Origin of the sequence: Pararhodobacter zhoushanensis, assembly GCF_003990445.1 — a bacterium.
In the GTDB taxonomy this organism is placed as follows: Bacteria; Pseudomonadota; Alphaproteobacteria; order Rhodobacterales; family Rhodobacteraceae; genus Pararhodobacter; species Pararhodobacter zhoushanensis.
The window spans coordinates 304,251-326,107 of the sequence record NZ_REEZ01000004.1 but is presented as its reverse complement, the minus strand read 5'-3'; the positions used below and the strand labels follow the sequence as shown (position 1 = coordinate 326,107).

The window sequence follows — 21,857 nt, the reverse complement described above, 5'->3', positions numbered from 1 at the left end:
CCCGCTATGAGCCGCCTCGCCCGCCTGACCGACAACCTCTCTTTATCCGTGGTTCTGGTCACGTTTGGATTGGGGGGGATCTGCGGTCTGGTGGCGACGTGGCTCGGGCTGCCGCTGGGCATGCTGCTGGGGCCGATGATTGGCATCACCCTGGCCGCGCGCCTTGGGGTGCGGGTCAAAAGCCAGCCGCTCGCCGTGCCGCAAAAGTGGCGCTCGGTGTTTATCCCGATCGTCGGCGTGGCGATCGGGGCCAGCTTTCCGGCCGATTTCGTCACGCAGGCCCAGCGCTGGTGGATGAGCATGGCCGCGTTGGTCGCCTTTATCCCGCTGGCGCAGTTTCTGGGCTACCAGTTCTATCGCCGCGTCGGCCAGCTGACGCCGTCCACCGCCTATTACGCCGCCATGCCCGGCGGCTTTATCGAAGCGCTGGACATGGGCGAGCGCGACGGCGCAGAGATGCCCATGCTGATCATGCTGCAATTCCTGCGGCTGATCCTGTGCATCGTGCTGATTCCCATCGTATTTTCGTTCATCGAAGGCCACGCCGTCGGCAGCGCCGCCGGTGTGGCGCTGAACACGTCGCGCGACCCGTTGACGGCCTGGGACGCGCTGGTGCTGACCGGGCTGGGCGCCGCAGGCTATTTCACCGCCACACTGATGCGCCTGCCCGCCGCCGTTTTGTCCGGCCCGCTGCTGTTCAGCGGCATTGCGCATGCAACCGGCTTCACCCATGCGGCCCCGCCGTTCTGGGCAGTTCTGGTCACGCAATGGGTGATGGGCACATCGCTGGGGGTGCGCCTGTCGGGCTTCACGCGCGGTCAGGCAGGCAAGGCGCTCTTGCTGTCTTCGGTCAATGTGGCGCTGATGCTGCTGGTCGCGGCTGTGTTCGGCTGGCTGCTGGCGGACCGCGTCGGTCAGCCGATCTCAGCCGTGATTCTGGCCTTTGCCCCCGGCGGGGTCAGCGAGATGGCGCTGGTCGCCCTCTCGCTGCATCTGAGCGCGGTCTTTGTCACCATGCACCACCTGGCGCGGATCTTGCTGGCGGTGACAACGGCGAGGCTGGGCATCCGGCTGATGCGCGACCGCTAAACGCCTTACTTCGTCAGGATCAGCTTGCCCGCGCGGGTGATCCGCAGGTCATAGACCTTGCCATCCAGCTCAATACGCGCCTGCGTGCCGCCGCCGGTCAGGGCACGGGCCGAATGTACCGGCAATTCCGGCTGCATGACGGGTTCGGCGCGGGTGAAGTCGGGTTGTGAATAGAGGGACATAGCGGGCTCCTGTGCGTCTGGCTTAATCCTGACAAAAACACTTTGATGAGTCAATCCCGATTCGTTTACTCAGATTAAAGCGCGTGAAAAAAGCGCTGTGCGTTGGCTGTTGAGCTTTCCGCTGCACAGGCCTAGCAAGTACGCCTGAGAGTACGGAGGCACGCCATGAAGGTGATGATCAACGGGTTCGGACGGATCGGCCGCACGGTGCTGCGCGCCTGGCTCAAGGGTGGTTGGCCGGGGATCGAGATCACCGGCATCAACGACATCGCCCCGGCCGAAACCTGCGCGTATCTGCTGGAATACGACAGCGTCTTTGGCCCGCTCGCCGATGTTGAGCTGGAGGGCAACGTGCTGGTCGTGCAGGGCCACCGCCTGCCGCTGACCCAGGCGCTCGACCTCTCCACGCTGGATCTGAGCGGCGTCGATCTGGTGCTCGAATGCACCGGCAAAGCCGACACCCGCGACGTGGCCGAGCGCGGGTTGCGCGCCGGCGCGCGCCGCGTGCTGATCTCGGGGCCGTCTGACGCCGCCGATGCCACCATCGTTCTGGGCGCCAACGACGCCGACCTGCGGACTGAGATGAGCGTGGTCTCCAATGCGTCGTGCACCACCAACGCGCTGGCCCCGCTGGTGCGCGTGCTCGATGAGGCGTTCGGCGTCAGCGCTGGCTGGATGACCACGATCCACTGCTACACCGGCTCGCAACCCACCGTTGACGCGCCCCGCAGCAGCGATCCCGCCCGCAACCGTGCCGCTGCGCTGTCGATGGTCCCCACCACCACCAGCGCCGGGCGGCTCTTGGACCGGGTTCTGCCCGATCTGGCCGGGGTGATCGAATGCGCCGCCGTGCGGGTGCCCACGGCCAGCGTCTCGGCGGTGGATCTGTGCGTGGTACCCAAACGCCCCGCCGATGTGGATGCCGTCAACGCCGTGCTGCGCGCCGCAGGCGGGGTGATCGGCTCGACGCACAAGCCGCTGGTATCCTCGGACCTGCGCGCCCGGCCCGAGAGCATCGTCATGGCCTTGCCCGAAACCCGCGTCACCGGCGGCGGGCTGCTGCGCGTGTTCGGCTGGTATGACAACGAATGGGGTTTCTCGTGCCGCATGCTCGACATGGCGCTGCGCATGGGACCATCCGCATGATCACCGTCTCTGACGCGCTGCTGCACGCCTTTGACACCGGCCAGTCGCTGTCGCCGATCACAGACAGCGACCCTGATTTCGACCTACCACGCGCCTATCAGGCGCAGGCCATGCTCACCGCCGCCCGTGTTCGGCGCGGTGCGCGGGTCGTTGGCGTCAAGACCGGCTTCACCAACACCACGATCTGGGACGAATACAACGTCCATGCGCCGATCCACGGCCCCATCTTCGACACGACATGGCGCGAAGGCCCGATTGCTGCCGCCGACTTCATCGAACCCCGGATCGAGCCCGAGATTGTCCTCAAACTCGCCGCCTCACCCACGCCCGAGATGGACGACACCGCGCTCATGGCCTGCATCGACAGCGTCGCGCGCGGGTTCGAGATCGTGCAAAGCCCGTACCCCGGCTGGCGGTTTCGCGCTGCCGATACCGTCGCCGCCGGCGCCCTGCACGGCGCGCTGGTCACGGGTGCCTTCGTCGCTGCCACACCCGATCTGCTCGCCAGCCTCTCTACCCTCAGCATCACCCTGCTGTGCAACGATCAACCGATGGACAGCGGCCACGCCAGCAACGTCCTCGGTGGCGGACCACTGGCCGCGCTGCGCGACCTCACCGCCCAGCGCGGCAGGGATCTGCTGCCCGCCGGATGGGTGATCAGCACCGGCACCCTGACCCGCGCGCTGCCGGTCACCGCCGGAGAACACTGGACCACCCAGATCACCGGCGCCGACCTGCCGCCGCTCACGCTGCGCGTCACCTGACCACATCATCTGTCCGAAAATATCCTCGGGGGGTGAATTCGGCGTCAGCCGAAGAGGGGGGCGGAAGGCCCCCCTTACCCGTCACGCCACCAGCGATTCGGCGCTCTTGAGGTCCACGCTCACCAGCTGGCTCACCCCCTGCTCGGCCATGGTCACGCCGAACAGCCGGTCCATCCGCGCCATGGTCAGCGCGTTATGGGTGATGATCAGGAAGCGCGTCTCGGTGCGGCGGGTCATTTCGTCCAGCAGGTCGCAGAAGCGCACGACATTGGCGTCATCGAGCGGGGCGTCGACCTCGTCCAGCACGCAGATCGGCGCGGGGTTAGCAAGGAACACGCCAAAGATCAGCGCCAGCGCGGTGAGGGTCTGCTCGCCGCCCGACAACAGACTGAGCGAGCTCAGCTTTTTGCCCGGCGGCTGGCACAGGATCTCAAGCCCGGCTTCCAGCGGGTCATCGCTTTCCACCAGCACCAGACGCGCCTCGCCACCACCGAAAAGATGGGTGAACAGGGTGGCGAAGTTGCCGTTGACCTGATCGAAGGCCGCCAGCAGCCGCTCGCGACCCTCGCGGTTCAGCGCCGAGATGCCACCGCGCAGTTTGGCCACGGCGGCCTCAAGATCGGCCTTCTCCGTCACCAGCGTGGTGTGCTCTTCCTCTACTGCCTTGGCGTCTTCCTCGGCGCGCAGGTTGACCGCGCCCAGCGCATCACGGGCGCGGCGCAGGCGGGCGATTTCGGTTTCCAGATGGCCCGAGTCGGGGATCGCATCCACATCGGTGCCGATTTGGTTGAGCAGCCCCTGCGGCGTGGTGTCCAGCTCATCCGCGATGCGGTTGGCGGCCAGCGTGACGGCCTCCCCCGCTGCATCGACGCGTGCTTCAGCCCGCGCGCGGGCCTCGCGGGCCTCACCGGCGGCGCGTTCGGCGGTGCGCTCGGTTTCCTGTGCGGCGCGCAGGGCGCTTTCGCCCGACAGCAGCGCCTCGACGGCGGCGGTGCGGCGGGTCTCGGCCTCGCTGATCGCGTCGTTCAACTCCGCCCGGCGGGCAAGGATTTCTTCGGGCGCGGCGGTGGCTTCGGAGAGTTCGTCCTGTGCCTCTTCCTCGCGGCGTTCCAGATCGGCGATGCGCCCGGCGGCGGTGGATTTGCGCGCGGTCCAGCTTTGTATGTCGCGCGCCACTTCCTGCCCGCGGGTCCGGCGCGCGGTGCCTTCGCGGCGGATTTCTTCCTGCGCGGCGCGGCGGGCCATCATCGCGATGCGCGCGGCCTCGACCTGGGTGCGGGTGGTTTCCAGCTTGCTGCGCACGGCGTCCAGATCGTCGAGTTCGGCCAGCGCCTCCTCGGCCTCGGCCAGACGTGCCTCGGCGGCTTCCGCCTCGGCCTGCATGCGTTCCAGCGCCAGTTCAGCACTTTCGCGTTTGGACTGGGCGAGGCTGGCATCAGCCTCGGCCCGGCTCAACGCGCGGGTCGCCTCGGTCAGCCGCGATTCCGCCGAACGGCGGGCGTCCCGGGCCATGCGGTCGGCCTCGGTCAGCTGGGTCAGGCGGCTTTGCAGCTGCTGATGCGCCTCGCGGGCCGCGTCTTGCCGCGCTTCGGCCTCGTCCAGATCGGTGCGCAGGGCATCCAACCGGTTGCGCTGCGTCAGGCGGATCGCGGCGGCGCTCGGCGCATCCTCGCCGCGCTGCATCAACCCGTCCCAGCGCCACAGATCGCCCTCACCGGTTACGAGCTGCTGGCCGGGACGCAGGGCGACGTGCAGGGCTTCGGCATCGGCCGCGTCGACCAGACCGATCTGTGACAGGCGGCGCGTCAACTCCCCCGGCGCGGTGACGTTCAAGGCCAGCGGTTCGGCCCCGGCAGGCAACGCGGCGGCATCGTCATAGCCCGGCAGCGCGCGCCAGCCCGAACCCGCCTCAGCCGCCCCGGCGCGCAGATCGTCACCCAGCGCAGCGCCCAGAGCCCGCTCATAGCCCGGCGCGACGCGGATCTGGTCGAGCAGATCGCTGGCCGCGTCCCGGTCGCGTGAGATCAGGCGATCCAGCGCGTTCAGCTCGGCCGACAGCGCCGTCGCCTCGCCCTCAGCCCCGGCGCGGGCGGCGCGGGCTTCGACCTCGGCCGATTGCGCATCGGCGCGGGCGGCTTCGGTCTCGATCAGGGCTTCTTCGGCGGCTTCCAGCATATCCTGCGCCGCATCGCGCGCCTCGTTCGCCGCTTCCTGCGCCTGCTCGGCCCCCTCAACCCGCGCCGTCGCCTGCGCCGCCTCATCGGCAGCGCGCTGCGCCCCGGCGGCGGCGCGGGTGCCTTCGGCGCGGGCGTCACTGGCCTGGCGGGTCAGCGACTGGTGGCGGGCCGACAGGCGCGCGACATCCTCGGTCATCTCGGTCAGATGCGCCTCGATATCGGCCAGCACATCCGAGGCTTCACGCGCCGCTTCCACCGCTTCGGCCAGCTTTTCATCGTGGCCTTCCGAGGCCCGCGCCAGCTGTTCCTCTTCCCACTGCAACCGCTCGATCGTCTCGTCGGCATCCGCCGCCAGCCCGGCCTCGCGCTGCGCGTCCTGCCGCAGCTGGTCGATGCGGGTCATCAGCGTCTGCACGGCTTCACGCGCGCGGGCCTCCTGATCGGTCAGCGTATCGCGCTGGACGTGCAGGCGTTGCAGGATCGCGCCGGCAATCGCCTCTTCCTCGCGCAGCGGCGGAAGCGCGTCTTCACGCCCCTCGCGCGCCGTCTTCGCCTCGCGCGCGGCGCGTTCGGCCGTGGCGGCCAGCGTCACCGCCTGCCCATGCGCTGCCTGCACCTCGGCCCGCGCCTGCGAGGCCTCGCGCCAGCGGCGGTACAGGATCATGCCCTCGAACTTGCGCAGGTCGACGCCGATCTCGCGGTAGCGCGCGGCTTGTCGGGCCTGCCGCGCCAGAACGGACATTTGCTGCGCCAGCTGGTCCACCGTGTCACCGACGCGCTCCAGATTGGCCTCGGTCGCGTTCAGGCGCAGCTCGGCCTCGTGACGGCGCTGGTACAGGCCCGAGATCCCGGCAGCCTCTTCCAGAATGCGGCGACGGGCTTTGGGCTTGGCGTTGATCAGCTCGGAAATCTGGCCCTGCCGCACAAGCGCCGGTGAGTGCGCGCCGGTCGAGGCATCGGCAAACAGCATCTGCACATCGCGCGCGCGCACATCCTTGCCATTGACCTTATAGGCCGACCCGGCGTCGCGGGTGATGCGGCGGGTGATGTCCAGCGTGTCAGACTCGTTAAACCCTGCCGGGGCCAGACGGTCCGAGTTATCAACGGTCAGCGCCACCTCGGCAAAAGCCCGTGCGCCGCGGCTGTTGGTTCCGGCAAAGACCACGTCCTCCATCCCTGAACCGCGCATCGCTGTCGGGCGGTTCTCACCCATCACCCAGCGCAGCGCTTCCAGCAGGTTGGATTTGCCACAACCATTCGGCCCGACCACGCCGGTCAGCCCGTTGCGGATCACCAGTTCGGTGGGGTCCACAAAGCTTTTGAAACCGTTCAGACGCAGGCGGGTGAAATGCAAGGACAAGACCTTTGATGGTGAGTCGCGACAGTCTGTTGTCGCACGCAAAGGGAGTCAAGGAACAGGGCCGGATGTGGCGGTTTCAGGGCGGTTATCCACAAGATATTGCGGTGCCTGCGCCACACAAGGCGGGGATTGACCACGCCGCCATCCTGCCGCAGCGTGGCCGAAAAGCACGAGAGTTCCGATGCCTGTCACCGTCACCGCCGATTCCCCCCGCGACCCCGGCGCGACCGCGCTGCTGCAGGCGTCGCATGCTTATCTGCAAAGCCTCTACGCGCCCGAGGATAATCATTTCCTGTCGATTGACGACCTCTGCACGCCCGACATCGCCTTTTTCACCGCGCGTCTGGACGGGCGGGTTGTTGGCACGGCGGCTCTGGCCTTGCGCGACGGGTATGCCGAGGTGAAGTCGATGTTCGTCGACCCCGCCGCGCGCGGCCAGGGCGTGGCGAATGCGCTGATGGTCGCGCTGCTGGCCGAGGGGCGAAAGCGGGCGGTCCCCCGGCTGATGCTGGAAACCGGGCCGCTGAATGTCGAGGCGATCAAGCTGTACCAGCGCCACGGGTTCAACCGGTGTGGGCCGTTCGGCGATTATGCGGATGTGCCGGCCTCGGTGTTTATGGAATGCGGGTTGGCGCCCCGGCGGATGCAGGAGAATGAGGATATGCGCGCGGTTCATGCCCTGCTGACGGCATCGTTCGCCTATATGGACGGGGTGATCGACCCGCCGTCGTCGCTGAACCGGATGACGGTGGACGATCTGTCCCGCGATGCCGCGCTGAATGAGCTGTGGGTCATCGAACCCGGCCCCGCCGCCTGCGTGATCCTGACGCCCAAGGCGGACACGCTCTATCTGGGCAAGCTGGCGGTTGCAGAAGCCCAGCGCGGGACTGGCCTGTCGCGGGTGATGGTCGACCTGGCGGTCGCGCGCGCACGGGCATTGGGCCTGCCCTCGGTCACGCTGCAAACGCGGGTGGAGCTGGTGCAGAATCAGGCCGCGTTTCAGGCGATGGGCTTCGTGGAAACCGACCGCACCGCGCATGCAGGCTATGACCGCCCGACATCGATCACCTATCAGCGGTCGGTCTGACCAAGTGCATTCGTATATGCGCATCTCTTTATTGCGCAACCTGCTGTCTCGTGCCTATCCTGCGACTGGGTCCACATCGGCCCCACGCGTTTTGGGAGGACGCGTGTCACCCACGGGAGGACACACCCCATGATCACCACCGCCCTGCGCGGCGCAGGCCTTGCCGCGCTGCTTATCCTTGCCCCGCTCGCCGCTCTGGCCGAAGTCAACCGCGTCGCCATTCATCTGGACGAAAACGACCCCGCCCGCATGAACATGGTGCTGAACAACGCCAACAACATCATCCAGTATTACGAAGAACAGGGCGAAGAGGTCGAGATCCAGATCGTCACCTACGGCCCCGGTCTGGTCATGCTGCGCGCCGATACCTCACCGGTGGCGGACCGCATCAGCCAGATGTCGCTGGAGCACGAGAATATCAGCTTTCAGGCCTGCAACAACACGCTGCAAGGCATGCAACGGCAAGCCGGACACGACATTTCCCTGCTGCCCGAGGCACAGATTGTTCCCTCGGGCGCGGTCCATCTGATCGAGCTGCAGCAACAAGGCTGGGCCTATCTGCGCCCCTGATGGATCTCACGACAGTCCGCGCGATCATCTGTCTGTAAATATCCACGGGGGGTGTCCAGAGGGGGGAGCGTGCTCCCCCCTCTGGCGAGGGAGCGCGAGGGGCGAGCAGCCCCTCGCCCTACGCCGCCGCGCGGTCCTGCCGAACGTTCCACGCCAGCAGCACGCCAAACACCACCAGCGCCGCGTAATGCTCCCATTCCTGCACCGGCCATATCAGCACCGCGCACAGGCCCAGCAGCACCACGCGCATCGGCCAGCCAATCGGCGCTTCCATATGCCCCTCGAATGCAGCCGCCAGCGCGTAGAGCGCGGCGATGGTGAAGACCGCGATCTCCAGTTGCTGCCAGATCGTTCCCGACAAAAGCGGTGAGAAGGCAAAGAGCAGCGGGACAATGTAAAGCCCCTTGGCCATCTTCCACGCCGTGAACCCGGTCGCCATCGGTCGCGACCCCGCAATCGCGGCGGCCGCAAAGGCGGTCAGGCACACGGGCGGCGTGACCGAGCTGTCCTGCGACAGCCAGAACACGATCAGATGCGCTGCCAGAAACGCTGCGGTAATCGCCTGCGGGGCGAGGGATTGTTCGGTGATCATCCGGCTGAACTCGATGGGTGCCGCAGACAGGATCTGCGCCGCCAGCCCCGGGTCCATCGGCTGCCCGATCGCCGCCGCGTGCTCCGGCGAGCCCAGCATCAGCATTGCCCCCGGTCCCGGTCCGATGGTGCCCATGGCGATCATGTCGATCACCTCGGACCGCAGGATCATATCGGCCAGTGCAGGCGCGCTGAGCGTGGCGACAACGATATAGGCCGCCGTCACGGGCAGCCCCATTCCCAGCACCAGCGAGGCCAGCGCGATCAGCATGATCGCGATCAACACCGAGCCGCCGGACCATTCGTCGATCATCAGCGAAAACGTGTTGCCGACGCCTGACAGCGTCACCGCCGTGATCACCACGCCGATGGCGATCAGCAGCACCGCCGTCATCACCATGTTGCGCGCGCCCAGTGCCAGCGCTTCCAGCACCGCCCTTGGACCCATCGGGTTCTTGGTCAGCCAGCTGGCCACGATCACGGCAAGGATGGCGAAACCGGCGGCATAGGTCGGGGTATAGCCCCAGATCATCAGCCCGACCAAAACGCCGATCGGCACAAAGAACGCCAGACCATTCTCGCGCAGCACCTGTCCCAACGTCTTCATAACCTCATCGGTCTGCGGTTTCAGGTTCAGGCGTTTGGCCGTGATGCGGACGTAGAACGCGATCGAGACGAAATACAGGATCGCCGGGATCACCGACACGGCGGCGATGGTCAGGTAGGGCACCTGCGTGAACGAGGCCATCACAAAGGCCCCCGCCCCCATGATCGGCGGCATGATCTGCCCGCCGGTCGAGGCTGCGGCCTCGGTCGCCGCGGCGGTCTGCGCGGGCATCCCGGCGCGCTTCATCAAGGGGATGGTGATGGTGCCGGTGCTGACCGTATTGGCCACCGCCGAGCCGGAAATCGTGCCCATCAGCCCCGAGCCGATCACCGCCACCAGCCCCGGCCCGCCGACCATCCGCCGCGCCAGCACCTGTGCGAAGTCGATGATGAAATGCCCGGCGCCCGAACGCAGCAGGAAGGCACCGAACAGAATGAACATGAACACATAGGATGACGAGATCCGCCCGACCGTGCCGAACATCCCGTCATCGGTATAGAAAATCCGAAACAGCATGGTGTCCGAGCGCAGCCCGGCAAAAGTCAGCATCCCGGGCACCCAGCGACCCCACAGGGTGACATAGGTAAAGCTGAGGATGATCAGGATCGGGATCACCCAGCCCGTCGTGCGGCGGGTGAATTCGATGGCAAGCAGCAGCGCGATCCCGGTGAACAGCCAGTCATACCAGGCAAAGCCGGTGGTTTGCTGGCGGGAATAGAAGCTCAGCTCGTTGAAATAGAGATAGGCGAACAGCGACAGCGCACCGAGGCCCAGCACCACATCCAGCCCCAGCACCCAGCGCCTGCCGCGTTCGGTCGTGGCGGCGAAAGCCGGATAGAGCAGCGCACACAGAAAGCCGAACCCCGCGAAGTGGAAGCAGGCCTGCCACAGCTCGGGCCATGTGCCCAGCGTGTTCATCCAGATGTGGAACAGCGACAGCGCGACACCGAACCAGAAGGCGACACGCCCCGGCAGGCTGCCCGCCGGGCGCATCCGCAGATTGACTTCTTCGCCGGTATCGAGCGCCTCATTGACTGCGGGTTCGGGGGCAGCCGGAGCGGCGGCGGCATCGGGGGATCGGGACATGGCACCCTCGCGGTAAGCACAAACACCGCCGCGCGGGGAACGCGCGGCGGCTCAGCGTCAGCGGTGAGCGCCGGTCACTCGGCGACGGGGGCGATGTTGGCGGGGATGGTCAGCCCGGCCTCTTCATAATAGCGCGCGGCACCCGGATGCAGGGTCAGCGGCAGGCCCGACATGGCATTGTCCAGCGACATGTCGCAGGTCGCGCGGTGGATGTTGCACAGGAAGGCGAGGTTTTCATAGATCGTGCGGGTGAAGAGATAGACATCCTCTTCGGGCACATCGGCATTCACCGCCAGAAAGTTCGGCTGCGCGATGGTCTGCGTATCGGCGTCGATACCCGGATAGGTGCCGCCCGGAATGGTGAAGCGGAAATACAGCCCCGCGCCGCCATCCATGGCCGCCATCTGCTCATCGGTGATGTTCAGCAGGGTGACATCATCGCCCATCTGCGCCGCAACCTGCGTCATCGTGCTGACGCCAACGCCCGAGCCGATGATCGTGCCGTCGATGGTGCTGTTGATCATCCCGTCAACCGAGGGGCCAAAGCCCTGATACACCTGATTCCACTGGGTCCAGTCGATGCCGAAATTCTCCAGCATGAACTTGTTCGAGAACTCGTTGCCCGAGTTGCGCGCGCCAAGGCTGAAGGTGCCGCTGAATTCTTGCAGATCAGCGACAGTGCCGGTCGGCGCCATCGAGGTGCGCAGAACGTAATGCTCGACGTTCGGCCACAGAAGCGCAATCGAGCGCAGGTTTTCCTGCGGTCCGGCCTCTTCCAGCGCGCCAGTGCCGTTGCGGGCCCAGGCGCCGAAGAGACCCTGAAGAATGGCGAATTGCGCCTGATTTTCGCGCATCAGCACGACGTTCTCGCCCGAACCGGCGGACGAGATCGCCGACATGTCCATGCCTTGCGAGTTTTGCAGGTGGATCTTGGCCAGCGTCGCCAGCGCCACGCCGACCGGATAATAGGTGCCGCCGGTTCCGGCAGTGGTCAGCACATAGGCGCGCGGCGTGTTCTGGGCAGTCGCTGCAAAGGGCGCAGACATGGCAACAGCCACCGCGGCGACGCGGGTCAGGGTCTTCAGCATAAGGTATCCTCCCAAGGACTTTTATCGTGTCAGAGACGTCGCTCTGCCGTCGGTTGTTCCGACGCTGGGGAAAGGATGCCTGACTCGCTTCAGAAATCAAACATAAAGATCGTCGGCGGGTGAACGGGCACAGAGGGCAAGGCGTGCGACCCTCTGTGCCCCGCCCGATCAGCTGGCTTTCAGAACGCCGCGCTCGATCTGATCCTGTTCGATGGATTCAAACAGCGCCTTGAAGTTACCCTCGCCAAAGCCGTCATCGCCTTTGCGCTGGATGAATTCAAAGAAGATCGGCCCGATCACGGTCTTCGAGAAGATCTGCAGCAGGATGCGTGTCTCGCCGCCATCTACCACCCCTTCACCGTCGATCAGGATACCGTGCTTCTCCATCTGATCCAGCGGCTCCTGATGGCCGGTGACGCGGTCCTTGCTCAGCTCGTAATAGGCATGCGGCGGGGCGGGCATGAACTTGATGCCCCGCTCGGCGATCGCGTCGGTGGCGCTGTAGATATCCTCGGAACCGACGGCGATGTGCTGAATGCCCTCACCCTTGTAGCGCTTGAGGTATTCGACGATCTGCCCGGTCTCGCCGCGATCCTCGTTGATCGGAATGCGGATACGCCCGCAGGGCGAGGTCAGGGCGCGGCTGGTCAGGCCGGTGAACTTGCCGGCAATGTCGAAGAAACGGATCTCACGGAAGTTGAACAGATCGCCGTAGAACTTGAACCAGACGTCCATGTTGCCCTTGTGGACGTTGTGGGTCAGGTGATCGAGGTAGAAGAAGCCCACGCCCTGCGGATGCGCCGTCTCGATCCAGTCGAATTCAGCGTTATAGGGCGAGGCATCCCAATACTGATCGACGAAATAGATCAGGCTGCCACCGATCCCCTTGATCGCGGGCACATCCATGGTCTTGCCGGGGCCGGTGTAGGGCTCGGCCCCCTTGGCGACAGCGTGGTCAAAGGCGTGCTGGGCATCGACAACACGCCAGCCCATCGAGGGGGCGCAGGGGCCGTGCTCTTCCACGAAAGCGCGGGCGTGGCTGCCGGGTTCGTCGTTCAGCACATAGGTGATGTCGCCCTGCTGCCACAGCTCGATCGCCTTGGTCTTGTGGGTGGCGACCTTCTCATAGCCCATCTTGGCGAAAAGGGTGCGCAGCGTCTCGGGCTCGGGATGCGCGAATTCGACGAACTCGAACCCGTCGGTGCCGGCGGGGTTGCTTTCGCTGATCGTGGCGCGCGGGGCGTTATGCGGGAAAGGGCCCATGACGTTCTCCTATGATGCGTGTTGGGTGCATCTTAGGACGCATGGCTTGCGCGCGGGGCGCGAACTGAGGCAGTGTGGCGGCGGGTGATGCGCGTGATATGCGAATTTTGCCACTTTAGTGCGATGGACTGTCATGATCGACGAAACAGATGCGCGCATTCTGGCACTGATCCAGACCGACGCAATGCTCACCGCGCAAGAGCTTGGCGCGCGCATCAACCTGTCCCCCAGCCAGGCCGCCCGCCGCCGTGCCCGGCTTGAGGCCGAGGGCTATGTCATCAGCTACGCCGCCCGGCTGGACCCGGCCCGGGTGGGGCTGAGTGTGCAGGCCTTTGTGCAGGTGCAGATGGCCACCCACACCCCCGACCGCGCCAAAAGCTTCGAGCGGCTGCTGGGCACGCTGCCCGAGGTGGTCAGCGTCTGGACCCTGACCGGCGAGGCCGATTACCTGCTGCGCGTCTGGTGTGCGGATCTCGGGGCGCTGAACGTGCTGATCCACGAGCGGCTCCTACCACATCCGGCGGTGTCACGGGTGCAGAGCCAGATCGTGATGAACCAGCTCAAGACCTTCGCCGGACTTCCCCTGTAGGGACGGGCAAGGGGGGCTTTCCGCCCCCCTCTTCGGCTGACGCCGAATTCACCCCCCGAGGATATTTTCAGACAGAAAATGTGGCGTTAACAAATCGTTAACCGCCCCTCTTTGCTCTGTTAAATATCCTGGGGGTGAGGCGCGGAACGCGCCGAGGGGGCTAGCCCCCTTCTACCCTGCCAAAATCATCGCAGCGGCTTTTTCGGCGATCATGAGGGTGGGCGAATTGGTGTTGCCTGACGGGATGGTCGGCATCACGGACGCATCCACCACCCGCAGCCCCTGCACCCCGTTCACCCGCAGGTCCGGCCCGACCACCGCGCGCGGATCGGTGCCCATCCGACAGGTGCCCACCGGGTGAAAGATGGTTGTGCCGATCTCGCCGGCGGCGCGGATCAGGTCATCTTCGCTTTGCGCCTGTGGGCCGGGCTTGAACTCGTCAGGCGCATAACGCGCCATGGCCGGTGCCGCCATGATCCGCCGCGTCAGGCGAATCGACGCAGCGGCCACGCGGCGGTCAGCGGCGGCGCTCAGGTAATTGGGCGCGATGACTGGCGCTTCCCGCGCATCGGTCGAGGCGATGCGCACATGCCCACGGCTTTCGGGACGCAGGTTGCAGACGCTGGCGGTGATCGCTGGGAAGGAGTGCGGCGGCTGACCGAAAGCGTCCAGGCTGAGCGGTTGCACATGGTACTCCAGATCCGCGCGATCCACGTCAGGGCCCGAGCGGGCAAAGGCCCCCAGCTGGCTGGGCGCCATCGACATCGGACCCGACCGCATCAGCGCGTATTGCGCCGCGATCAGGGCCTTACCGACCAGAGAATTGGCCATGGTGTTCAGTGTCTTGCCCCCGGTGACCTTGTAAGCAAGCCGCAGTTGCAGGTGGTCTTGCAGGTTTTCCCCCGCGTCGCAGTCACGGCGCGGCGCGATTCCCAACGCCTGCAGCCGCTCGGCCGGGCCGATCCCCGCCAGTTGCAGCAATTGGGTCGACCCGATGGACCCTGCCGACAGGATAACCTCGGCCGCGGCGCGCGCTTCGGTCGGGTGGCCGTCGCGCAGGTATCGAACGCCCACGCAGCGGGTGCCGTCAAAGATCAGCCCGGTAGCCTGCGCGCCGGTATGGATCTGCAGATTGCCCGAGCGCCGCGCCGGGCGCAGGAACGCCTTAGCCGTGTTCCAGCGCCAGCCCGAGCGTTGGTTGACCTTGAAATAGGCCACGCCCTCATTATCGCCGGTGTTGAAATCCTGTACCGCAGGGATGCCCACCTCTTGCGCCGCCTTCGCCCAATCATCGAGGATATCCCAGCGCAGTCGCTGATTCTCGACCCGCCATTCGCCGCCGGTGCCGTGCATCTCACCGGGATCGCCCGCGGCGTAATCCTCGTGCTTCTTGAAGAACGGCAGCACATCATCCCAGCCCCAGCCGGTATTCCCCGCCTGCCGCCATTGGTCATAATCCGCCGCCTGTCCGCGCAGATAGAGCATGCCGTTGATCGACGAGCAGCCACCCAGCACCTTGCCGCGTGGATAGAGCAGCGAGCGGCCGTTCAGACCCGGCTCGGCGGCGGTGCGCAACTGCCAGTCGGTGCGGGGGTTGTCGATGCAGTAGAGATAACCGACGGGGATATGCACCCAGAGGTAATTGTCGCTGCCCCCGGCCTCGAGCAACAGCACCCGGTGCCTGGCACTCAGGCGATTGGCCAGAACGGCCCCGGCGCTGCCCGCGCCCACGATGATATAGTCCCAATCCGCCATGGTTCCCCCCGAAGTTATGGTAAGATTAGCAGAGGGCGATTCGCGTGCAATCACGCAGCGACCCTGATTTTGCGGCGGGGAAACCCGCCGATACCAGTGCTAGCGGTTGTCCCGATACCGCATTTTTGGTATATTTAACGTAGTGTTATAACGCGTTGTTAAGACGGCCTGCCAAGGGCTGCACTCCAGAACGAGGCATCTATGAAATATCTGTTGAGCGCCGCATTTCTTGCGGTTGTAACCTTGGCTCCGGCCACCGCATTTGCTGGCCCGGTCGAGCGCGCCTGCAATGACTCGGAACGTCGTCAGTCGAACCGCGAATTGTGCCGCTGCATCGACGCCGCCGCCGACCGCACGCTGACCCGGTCGGAACAGCGCCGCGCCGCGCGCTTTTTCACCGATCCCGATGAGGCACAGACGGTGCGCATGTCACCGACCCGGGCAGACAATGAATTCTGGGCCCGCTACCGTGCTTTTGGTGCGCTGGCCGAGCAGCTCTGCACCAGCGGTTAAGGCCGGGCTTCCGCCACCCGCGCGCGCCACAGGGTGAACAGCCCGGCGCAGACCACGATCACCGCCCCGACGGCAACGTTGGGGCGTAGTGTTTCGTTGAAGATGGTGATCCCGATGGTGCTGGCGAAGACCAGTTGCAGGTAAGCGAACGGCTGGATCGCACTGGCCTCGGCAACCTCATACGCGCGGATCAGCAGGAAATGACTGGTGGCAGAGGTGACGCAGAGCAGCGCCATCCATGCCCAGTCGCTGCCGATCATTGGCTCCCAGAACCAGATGCCGACGGCGGTGGTGACCACCGCGCCGGTAACGCCGGTCCAGAAAAAACTGACCGCGCTTGAGTCGAAACGCGAGACGAAGCGGGTCAGTAGCCCGTAGAGCGCAAACATGAAGGCGGCGAGGACGGCCATCAGCGCCTCGGGCTTGAACACGCCAAAGCCCGGCTCAAGGATAACCAGCACGCCGACAAAGCCGATGCCGATCGCGACCCAGCGCCGCCAGCCGACTTTCTCGCCCAGCACCGGCCCCGACAGTGCGGCGATCAGCAGCGGATAGGTGGCAAAGACGGCGTGGGCCTCGACCAGACCCAGCCAGACAAAGCTGATGATCGCCACGAAGATCTCAAGCGCCAGCAAGGCTCCGCGAAAGATCTGCGTCTTAGGTGCGCGTGCGCGTGCCGCGTTGCGCAATCCGCCTGCCATGCGGCTGGCGAGGACGATGACGAAGGTGGCAAAGAACCAGTAGCGGATCATCACCACCATGAAGACGTTGTATTCCCCGGCCAGATGGCGCGAGATGCCGTCTTGCAGGGCGAAGATCAACGTAACCGCGACCATCAGCCAGACGCCGAGGGTGGTGTTCTGACGGGTGGTCATTCGGGCATCCTGGCGGTGGTCATGTGTTTCTTGCGCCCGAAACCGGGCTGGCGGGTAACGGTGAAGCCTGCGGCCTCAAGCCCGCGGCGGACATGGCCCGCAGCGGTGTAGGTGGCAGCGGTGCCGCCCGGCGCGGTGTGGCGCGCAACCCGCGCCATCAGGGCTTCATTCCACAATTCGGGATTCCGGGCGGGGGCGAAGCCGTCCAGAAACCACGCGTCCGCGACATGCGGCCAGTTGGGCAGCGTCTCGCGCGCGTCACCGATGTGGATCCGGGCTTCGATGCCGGGCAGGGTGATCTGGCGCACAGGGCCAGTGGCGGCGGCCCATTGCGCGACCAAGGCGTCTGTGTGCGGCAACCCGAAGGGCGCGAGGGCGCGGGCCATGTCGGTGGCGGCCATCGGGAAGGCCTCGAAGGATGTGAATTGCAGCGTTCCCTCCCCCTGCCAGACTTCTGCAAGTGCCAGCAGGTTCAGCCCGGTGCCAAAGCCCAGCTCGGCGACGTGGAACCCGTCGCGCAAGCGCTCGGGCAGACCGTTACCGGCCAGAAACACATGATTGGTCTCCTCCAGCCCCCCGGTGAAATAGGGGTCATCAAAGGCGGTTGCGACCGGCGTGTCGGCGTCGGTCCATGTCAGGCTGGGCTGGTTCATACGCGTGTGAAGGATTAGGAACGGGTGACCTTTACGCGCAGGCGAGGGAAAGGCAATGGCACAAATCACGGTGATGGGCGCGGGCATCTTTGGCCTGACGGCCGCCTGGGCGATGGCCCGGCGAGGGGCCTCGGTCCGGGTGATCGAGGCGGTGCGCGTCGGCGCGGGATCGTCGGGCGGGATTGTCGGCGCGCTGGCGCCGCATGTGCCCGAGCAGTGGAATACCAAGAAGGCGTTCCAATTCGACAGCCTGATGATGGCCGAAGGGTTTTGGCGCGACGTCGCGCAGGCCAGCGGGCGCGATCCGGGCTATGCGCGTACCGGGCGCGTGCAGCCGTTGGCGGATGAGGCTGCGGTTGAGCGCGCCCGCGAGCGGGGCGCGAATGCGCGGGAACTCTGGCAGGGGCGGGCGGTTTGGGACGTGGTGCCGGTGGGCAGCGTGCCGGGGATGCGGCTTTCGTCACCCACCGGCCTGATTATCCACGACACACTCACCGCCCGCCTGCGCCCGCGCGGTGCGGCGGAGGCCTTGGTGTCGGCGCTGGCCAGCAAAGGGGTGGCGATCGAATTTGGCTCGGTTGCGCCCGAAGGGACGGTGCTCTGGGCGACGGGGGTGCAGGGACTCGCGGCCTTGGGCGCTGATCTTGGCCAGGCCTTCGGCAACGGGGTCAAAGGGCAGGCGGCGTTGTTCCACGCAGATTTCCGCGACTCGCCCCAGCTCTTCGCTGAGGCGCTGCACATCATCCCCCATGCTGACGGCACCGTTGCTGTGGGCTCAACGTCAGAGCGTGACTACGACGCACCCGACACCACTAACGGACTGCTTGATGACCTGATCGCCCGCGCCCGTGCGCTGAGCCCCGATCTGGCCGAAGCGCCACTGCTGGAACGCTGGGCCGGCGTTCGCCCCCGCAGCCGGTCGCGCGCGCCTATGCTGGGCGAATGGCCGGGGCGGCCGGGGCATTTTGTGCTGAATGGCGGGTTCAAGATCGGCTTCGGCATGGCGCCGAAACTGGCTGAACTGGCGGCGGATCTGCTGTTGGACGGCGAAGATGCGGTGCCGGACGGTTTCCGCGTCGGGGATAGTTTGAAAAGACAGTGAGAGAGTCGGGGTGAACCCCGACCTACGCAAACGAAAAGGCCCCGCGCGAGCGGGGCCTTTCGGGCAACATCAGAGCGCGGTCAGTGCAGACGCGCATCCACGGTTGCGATCGAGTCTTCGATCAGCTTGTTGGCATCCTCGGCACTGAGGTTCTTGGCGATCAGATCACGCGACGCCGAAATGGCCACCGCAATCGCCGTATCGCGAACCTCTTTCACCGCAGCAGCCTCGGCCGATGCGATCTGCTCCTCGGCACCGCGCAGACGGCGGGCGATCGAGGCTTCCAGATCGATGCGAGCCTGCGCAGCGGCCTGCTCGGCATCGGCTTTCGCCTTGGCCACGATGCGGTCAGCCTGCTCTTTGACCTCGGCCTTCTTGCGCTCGAACGAGGCACGCAGCTCCTGCGCTTCTTCGCGCAGTTTGCGGGCTTCGTCCAGCTCGGCACGGATCGTCGCAGCGCGCTTGTCCAGCAGGCCACCCAGCAGGCTGGGAACCTTGAAGTACAGCAGCACGCCGACGAAAAGCAGGAAGGCCAGCAACACCACGAAGTCGGTGTTGCGCAGCGACAGCGACCAACCGGCAGCCATCGCCGGCGACGCGGCAACGACCAGAATCAGGGAAAGAAGCCGGATCATGCGGCACCCCCTTTCAGGTTGCTCGACACAGCAGCGGTCACCGACCGGGCATCAGCCTTGACCCCGAACACACCCAGGATTTCCTTGGTGGTGTCCTTGGCGACGGTCGTAACCGCCTCGGCCGCGCTGTCGCGGATCTCGCCGATGCGAACCTCGGATTCCGCGGTACGCGCGGCAATCTCGGCATCCGCTTTGGCAATCGCCACATCGAGATCCTTCTGGATTTCGGCGCGGGCGTCTTCGATCACCTTGGCAGCAGCAGCGCGCGCGTCATCGAGGGCCTTGTGATAGGCTGCCTCGGCCTCGGCGGCCTGCGTCTTGAAGCTCTCGGCAGCGGCGATATCGTTGGTGATGGTCCCGGTACGTTCGGCAAGAACCGAGCCGATCCGGGGCAGCGCCACGCGCGAGAGAATGAAGTAGAGCACGACAAGCGCCACCACGAGCCAGAAGATCTGGTTCGGAAAGGTTGCGAAGTCGAGTTGCGGCATACCACCCGAGGCCGCCTCGGTCGCATGACCCGCGGCAGTGGCACCGTGCTCGGCGCCGTGTTCGGCGATTTGCTCGGCTGCGGTTTCTGCAGACATGGGCGTCCTCCTGATTGACCGAATCCGCCGGGCAGGTCGTCAGACCCACCCGGCCGTAAGGATCACGGGCGTGTCAGGATCAGACTGCGAACATCAGCAGGAGCGCAACGAGGAACGAGAAGATCCCCAGCGCTTCGGCGAACGCGATGCCGATGAACAGCGTAGCGGTCTGGCCAGCGGCGGCCGACGGGTTGCGCAGAGCGCCCGACAGGAAGTTGCCGGCAACGTTGCCCACACCCACAGCTGCCCCACCCATGCCCATGCAGGCCAGGCCAGCGCCGATGTACGCACCCATTTGAACGATATCGCCAGTCATTTTACAGCTCCTAGTTTGGAATTAGCAGAGTTGGAGAACCCGACCTCAGTGGTGCGGATGCAGCGCATCCTTGAGGTAGACGCAGGTCAGGATGGTGAACACGTAGGCCTGAATGAAGGCCACGAGAATTTCGAGCCCGTACATCGCGGTGATGGCGATGATGGACAGCGGTGTCACGGCAATACCGATGCCCGAGATCAGGATCAGCGGCGCGAAGGCAGCGAACACTTTGATCACCGCGTGGCCTGCCATCATGTTGCCGGCCAGACGAATGGAGTGGCTGACGGGACGCACGAAGTAGCTGATGATCTCGATCAGAGCCAGGATCGGACGCAGCGCCAACGGCGCGGACGATACCCAGAACAGACCCAGAAAGCCGACGCCGTTCTTGTAGAAACCGACGATGGTCACGGTCAGGAACACGCCGATCGCCAGAACGGCGGTGACAGCGATATGCGAGGTCGGCGTGAACGCCTTGGGCAGCAGGCCCAGGAAGTTCGAGGCGACGATGAACAGGAACACGGTGAAGATATAGGGGAAGAACTTCAGCGCGTCTTTGCCCGCCACGTCTTCGACCATCTTGTGGATGAAGCCATAGGCCAGCTCGGCAATCGACTGGATCCGCGTCGGGATGATCGCGCGGCCCTTGGTGCCGACGATGAACAACAACGCAATTGCCAGAACGCTCAGCGCCATCCACAGCGTGGCGTTGGTGATCGTGAACACGCCCACATCGCCGTCGCCGAACAGCGGCCGCACGATGAATTGGTCCATCGGGTGGAAGGCCAGGCCTTCGCCATGCTCTTCTGCAGCCACAGTCAGTCCCCTTCGTTCCGGACGGCCGTCGCCGTCTCTTCAGTCTTGCGCTGGATCTCGGCAGCGGTGCGCATCATCACGCGAACACCGGCCGCAAGGCCCAGCAAAATGAACAGCACCAGAAACAGGGGAATGGTGCCAAACAGCATATCCAGCCCGTATCCGATGCCAAAGCCGATCAACAGACCGGCAACAAGCTCGGTGACCATCCGCCAGGCGTGGTTCGCCATGCGGTGACCTTCTGCGACGCCATTGAGGTCGGGTGCTTGCACCTTTTTCAGCTTCGCGAGCCGCTCGTCGAGCGCACGCAGTCGCTCCAGATCCGTCGGTTCGCTCATCCAGAAACCCCTCAGAGCAGTCCGGCGCAACCTAGAAGCAGGGGGGCTTAGAGTCAACAACCAATGACGGGCCTAAGGTCATTGATATTACTGGATTTTTCCAATTCATCTCACGCGTTCGTGGGCGCCCGGGCGCCCCCGATGCCGCGCCTGCACATTCAACCATTTCATTGAATGTCCCACGCGCCACGCTTGACCGCCCCCCGGCCCACCGCTACGCCTGAGAGCGTGAGCACCCCCATCCCGCGCCCCGATCCTCTCGATATCGTCTTCATGGCCCTCGCGGACCCCACCCGCCGCGCCATCCTTGCGATGCTGCTCGAGGATGACATGGCGGTCACCGACGTCGCCGAGCCCTTCCCGATCTCCCTCGCAGCGATCTCCAAACACCTCGCCCTGCTGGCCGAGGCCGGGCTGATCAGTCAGGAGAAACGCGGTCGGGTGAAATGGTGCAAGCTCGAACCCGACGCGATGCGCGCCGCCTCGGTCTGGATGCAGGCCTTCGGCCAGTTCGAACCGCTCAACCTCGAAGCCTTCGAGCGCTTCCTCGAATCCGAACTTGGCACGCCGCCGCAACCCGACTGACCGCGCCCGTCTTTGCTCTCTAAATATCCTGGGGGGTGAATTTGCGCAGCAAAGAGGGGGGCAACGCCCCCCTTCCCCGGTCGCCC

At 65.5% G+C, this 21,857-nt stretch carries 22 protein-coding genes; 9 read left to right on the top strand and 13 right to left on the bottom strand.

Features of this window, described 5'->3' with window-relative positions; genetic code table 11:
- The first annotated feature begins 6 nt into the window (after positions 1 to 6).
- Entirely contained in the window at positions 7 to 1,089 is a 1,083-nt protein-coding gene (locus EAE28_RS12360) for an AbrB family transcriptional regulator (RefSeq protein ID WP_127106634.1), read from the top strand.
- Positions 1,090 to 1,094: 5 nt separating this feature from the next.
- Here EAE28_RS12360 and hemP read toward each other — a convergent pair whose 3' ends face one another.
- Positions 1,095 to 1,226, bottom strand: coding sequence for a hemin uptake protein HemP (gene hemP / locus EAE28_RS12355; RefSeq protein ID WP_246022347.1), 132 nt, complete (start codon positions 1,224 to 1,226; stop codon positions 1,095 to 1,097).
- Between the two features lie 210 nt (positions 1,227 to 1,436).
- On the opposite strand from hemP, the gene EAE28_RS12350 reads away from it, so the two are divergent.
- The gene (locus EAE28_RS12350; RefSeq protein ID WP_127106630.1) at positions 1,437 to 2,417 is read left to right on the top strand and encodes a type I glyceraldehyde-3-phosphate dehydrogenase; all 981 of its coding nucleotides are present in this window, start codon (positions 1,437 to 1,439) and stop codon (positions 2,415 to 2,417) included.
- Positions 2,414 to 3,181, top strand: a complete 768-nt coding sequence (locus EAE28_RS12345) for a 2-keto-4-pentenoate hydratase (RefSeq protein WP_127106628.1) — start codon at positions 2,414 to 2,416, stop codon at positions 3,179 to 3,181. The genes EAE28_RS12350 and EAE28_RS12345 overlap by 4 nt, the downstream gene beginning before the upstream one ends.
- Positions 3,182 to 3,262: 81 nt before the next feature.
- On the opposite strand, the gene EAE28_RS12340 is transcribed toward EAE28_RS12345, so the two are convergent.
- On the bottom strand, positions 3,263 to 6,712 hold the full coding sequence (locus EAE28_RS12340; RefSeq protein ID WP_127106626.1) for a chromosome segregation SMC family protein: 3,450 nt from the start codon (positions 6,710 to 6,712) through the stop codon (positions 3,263 to 3,265).
- A gap of 187 nt (positions 6,713 to 6,899) precedes the next feature.
- Between EAE28_RS12340 and EAE28_RS24400 the strand changes: the two genes are divergently transcribed.
- On the top strand, positions 6,900 to 7,805 hold the full coding sequence (locus EAE28_RS24400; RefSeq protein WP_127106624.1) for a GNAT family N-acetyltransferase: 906 nt from the start codon (positions 6,900 to 6,902) through the stop codon (positions 7,803 to 7,805).
- Positions 7,806 to 7,934: 129 nt separating this feature from the next.
- Complete coding sequence (locus EAE28_RS12330; RefSeq protein WP_127106622.1) at positions 7,935 to 8,375, top strand: DsrE family protein; 441 nt, start codon at positions 7,935 to 7,937, stop codon at positions 8,373 to 8,375.
- Positions 8,376 to 8,493: 118 nt separating this feature from the next.
- Here EAE28_RS12330 and EAE28_RS12325 read toward each other — a convergent pair whose 3' ends face one another.
- The 3 genes from EAE28_RS12325 to hppD form a co-directional block, all read right to left on the bottom strand.
- Positions 8,494 to 10,659, bottom strand: a complete 2,166-nt coding sequence (locus tag EAE28_RS12325) for a TRAP transporter permease (RefSeq protein ID WP_127106620.1) — start codon at positions 10,657 to 10,659, stop codon at positions 8,494 to 8,496.
- Positions 10,660 to 10,733: 74 nt separating this feature from the next.
- The gene (locus tag EAE28_RS12320) at positions 10,734 to 11,747 is read right to left on the bottom strand and encodes a TAXI family TRAP transporter solute-binding subunit (RefSeq protein ID WP_127106618.1); all 1,014 of its coding nucleotides are present in this window, start codon (positions 11,745 to 11,747) and stop codon (positions 10,734 to 10,736) included.
- Between the two features lie 168 nt (positions 11,748 to 11,915).
- Positions 11,916 to 13,010, bottom strand: coding sequence for a 4-hydroxyphenylpyruvate dioxygenase (hppD, locus tag EAE28_RS12315; RefSeq protein ID WP_127106616.1), 1,095 nt, complete (start codon positions 13,008 to 13,010; stop codon positions 11,916 to 11,918).
- A gap of 133 nt (positions 13,011 to 13,143) precedes the next feature.
- Here hppD and EAE28_RS12310 point away from each other — a divergent pair, with 133 nt between their 5' ends.
- Positions 13,144 to 13,599, top strand: coding sequence for an Lrp/AsnC family transcriptional regulator (locus EAE28_RS12310; protein WP_127106614.1), 456 nt, complete (start codon positions 13,144 to 13,146; stop codon positions 13,597 to 13,599).
- A gap of 171 nt (positions 13,600 to 13,770) precedes the next feature.
- Here EAE28_RS12310 and EAE28_RS12305 read toward each other — a convergent pair whose 3' ends face one another.
- Positions 13,771 to 15,354 (bottom strand): GMC family oxidoreductase, encoded by a 1,584-nt coding sequence (locus tag EAE28_RS12305; protein WP_127106612.1) that lies wholly within the window; start codon positions 15,352 to 15,354, stop codon positions 13,771 to 13,773.
- A gap of 201 nt (positions 15,355 to 15,555) precedes the next feature.
- On the opposite strand from EAE28_RS12305, the gene EAE28_RS12300 reads away from it, so the two are divergent.
- Positions 15,556 to 15,867: a hypothetical protein gene (locus tag EAE28_RS12300; protein WP_127106610.1), complete on the top strand. Its 312-nt coding sequence runs from the start codon at positions 15,556 to 15,558 to the stop codon at positions 15,865 to 15,867.
- On the opposite strand, the gene EAE28_RS12295 is transcribed toward EAE28_RS12300, so the two are convergent.
- Positions 15,864 to 16,742, bottom strand: a complete 879-nt coding sequence (locus tag EAE28_RS12295; protein ID WP_127106608.1) for a DMT family transporter — start codon at positions 16,740 to 16,742, stop codon at positions 15,864 to 15,866. The genes EAE28_RS12300 and EAE28_RS12295 overlap by 4 nt on opposite strands.
- Positions 16,739 to 17,395: a tRNA (5-methylaminomethyl-2-thiouridine)(34)-methyltransferase MnmC2 gene (mnmC2, locus tag EAE28_RS12290; RefSeq protein WP_246022340.1), complete on the bottom strand. Its 657-nt coding sequence runs from the start codon at positions 17,393 to 17,395 to the stop codon at positions 16,739 to 16,741. The genes EAE28_RS12295 and mnmC2 overlap by 4 nt, the downstream gene beginning before the upstream one ends.
- Before the next feature lie 55 nt (positions 17,396 to 17,450).
- Between mnmC2 and EAE28_RS12285 the strand changes: the two genes are divergently transcribed.
- Positions 17,451 to 18,497 (top strand): NAD(P)/FAD-dependent oxidoreductase, encoded by a 1,047-nt coding sequence (locus tag EAE28_RS12285; RefSeq protein ID WP_127106604.1) that lies wholly within the window; start codon positions 17,451 to 17,453, stop codon positions 18,495 to 18,497.
- A gap of 80 nt (positions 18,498 to 18,577) precedes the next feature.
- On the opposite strand, the gene EAE28_RS12280 is transcribed toward EAE28_RS12285, so the two are convergent.
- The 5 genes from EAE28_RS12280 to EAE28_RS12260 form a co-directional block, all read right to left on the bottom strand.
- Positions 18,578 to 19,132 (bottom strand): F0F1 ATP synthase subunit B, encoded by a 555-nt coding sequence (locus EAE28_RS12280; RefSeq protein WP_127106602.1) that lies wholly within the window; start codon positions 19,130 to 19,132, stop codon positions 18,578 to 18,580.
- Positions 19,129 to 19,716, bottom strand: a complete 588-nt coding sequence (locus tag EAE28_RS12275; RefSeq protein ID WP_127106600.1) for a F0F1 ATP synthase subunit B' — start codon at positions 19,714 to 19,716, stop codon at positions 19,129 to 19,131. Before EAE28_RS12275 ends, EAE28_RS12280 begins: the two co-directional genes overlap by 4 nt.
- Positions 19,717 to 19,795: 79 nt before the next feature.
- The gene (locus EAE28_RS12270) at positions 19,796 to 20,032 is read right to left on the bottom strand and encodes a F0F1 ATP synthase subunit C (protein WP_127106598.1); all 237 of its coding nucleotides are present in this window, start codon (positions 20,030 to 20,032) and stop codon (positions 19,796 to 19,798) included.
- 45 nt (positions 20,033 to 20,077) lie between these two features.
- Complete coding sequence (locus EAE28_RS12265; RefSeq protein WP_264504485.1) at positions 20,078 to 20,848, bottom strand: F0F1 ATP synthase subunit A; 771 nt, start codon at positions 20,846 to 20,848, stop codon at positions 20,078 to 20,080.
- Between the two features lie 2 nt (positions 20,849 to 20,850).
- Entirely contained in the window at positions 20,851 to 21,186 is a 336-nt protein-coding gene (locus tag EAE28_RS12260) for an AtpZ/AtpI family protein (protein ID WP_127106596.1), read from the bottom strand.
- A gap of 273 nt (positions 21,187 to 21,459) precedes the next feature.
- On the opposite strand from EAE28_RS12260, the gene EAE28_RS12255 reads away from it, so the two are divergent.
- On the top strand, positions 21,460 to 21,771 hold the full coding sequence (locus EAE28_RS12255; RefSeq protein WP_246022344.1) for an ArsR/SmtB family transcription factor: 312 nt from the start codon (positions 21,460 to 21,462) through the stop codon (positions 21,769 to 21,771).
- Positions 21,772 to 21,857 lie beyond the last annotated feature (86 nt).

Bases quoted from the DNA above. Each gene is read 5' to 3' on its own strand.
- EAE28_RS12360 (WP_127106634.1), top strand. From the start codon at position 7: ATGAGCCGCCTCGCCCGCCTGACCGACAACCTCTCTTTATCCGTGGTT.
- hemP (WP_246022347.1), bottom strand. From the start codon at position 1,226: ATGCAGCCGGAATTGCCGGTACATTCGGCCCGTGCCCTGACCGGCGGC.
- EAE28_RS12350 (WP_127106630.1), top strand. From the start codon at position 1,437: ATGAAGGTGATGATCAACGGGTTCGGACGGATCGGCCGCACGGTGCTG.
- EAE28_RS12345 (WP_127106628.1), top strand. From the start codon at position 2,414: ATGATCACCGTCTCTGACGCGCTGCTGCACGCCTTTGACACCGGCCAG.
- EAE28_RS24400 (WP_127106624.1), top strand. From the start codon at position 6,900: ATGCCTGTCACCGTCACCGCCGATTCCCCCCGCGACCCCGGCGCGACC.
- EAE28_RS12330 (WP_127106622.1), top strand. From the start codon at position 7,935: ATGATCACCACCGCCCTGCGCGGCGCAGGCCTTGCCGCGCTGCTTATC.
- EAE28_RS12325 (WP_127106620.1), bottom strand. From the start codon at position 10,659: ATGTCCCGATCCCCCGATGCCGCCGCCGCTCCGGCTGCCCCCGAACCC.
- EAE28_RS12320 (WP_127106618.1), bottom strand. From the start codon at position 11,747: ATGCTGAAGACCCTGACCCGCGTCGCCGCGGTGGCTGTTGCCATGTCT.
- hppD (WP_127106616.1), bottom strand. From the start codon at position 13,010: ATGGGCCCTTTCCCGCATAACGCCCCGCGCGCCACGATCAGCGAAAGC.
- EAE28_RS12310 (WP_127106614.1), top strand. From the start codon at position 13,144: ATGATCGACGAAACAGATGCGCGCATTCTGGCACTGATCCAGACCGAC.
- EAE28_RS12305 (WP_127106612.1), bottom strand. From the start codon at position 15,354: ATGGCGGATTGGGACTATATCATCGTGGGCGCGGGCAGCGCCGGGGCC.
- EAE28_RS12300 (WP_127106610.1), top strand. From the start codon at position 15,556: ATGAAATATCTGTTGAGCGCCGCATTTCTTGCGGTTGTAACCTTGGCT.
- EAE28_RS12295 (WP_127106608.1), bottom strand. From the start codon at position 16,742: ATGACCACCCGTCAGAACACCACCCTCGGCGTCTGGCTGATGGTCGCG.
- mnmC2 (WP_246022340.1), bottom strand. From the start codon at position 17,395: ATGAACCAGCCCAGCCTGACATGGACCGACGCCGACACGCCGGTCGCA.
- EAE28_RS12285 (WP_127106604.1), top strand. From the start codon at position 17,451: ATGGCACAAATCACGGTGATGGGCGCGGGCATCTTTGGCCTGACGGCC.
- EAE28_RS12280 (WP_127106602.1), bottom strand. From the start codon at position 19,132: ATGATCCGGCTTCTTTCCCTGATTCTGGTCGTTGCCGCGTCGCCGGCG.
- EAE28_RS12275 (WP_127106600.1), bottom strand. From the start codon at position 19,716: ATGTCTGCAGAAACCGCAGCCGAGCAAATCGCCGAACACGGCGCCGAG.
- EAE28_RS12270 (WP_127106598.1), bottom strand. From the start codon at position 20,032: ATGACTGGCGATATCGTTCAAATGGGTGCGTACATCGGCGCTGGCCTG.
- EAE28_RS12260 (WP_127106596.1), bottom strand. From the start codon at position 21,186: ATGAGCGAACCGACGGATCTGGAGCGACTGCGTGCGCTCGACGAGCGG.
- EAE28_RS12255 (WP_246022344.1), top strand. From the start codon at position 21,460: ATGGCCCTCGCGGACCCCACCCGCCGCGCCATCCTTGCGATGCTGCTC.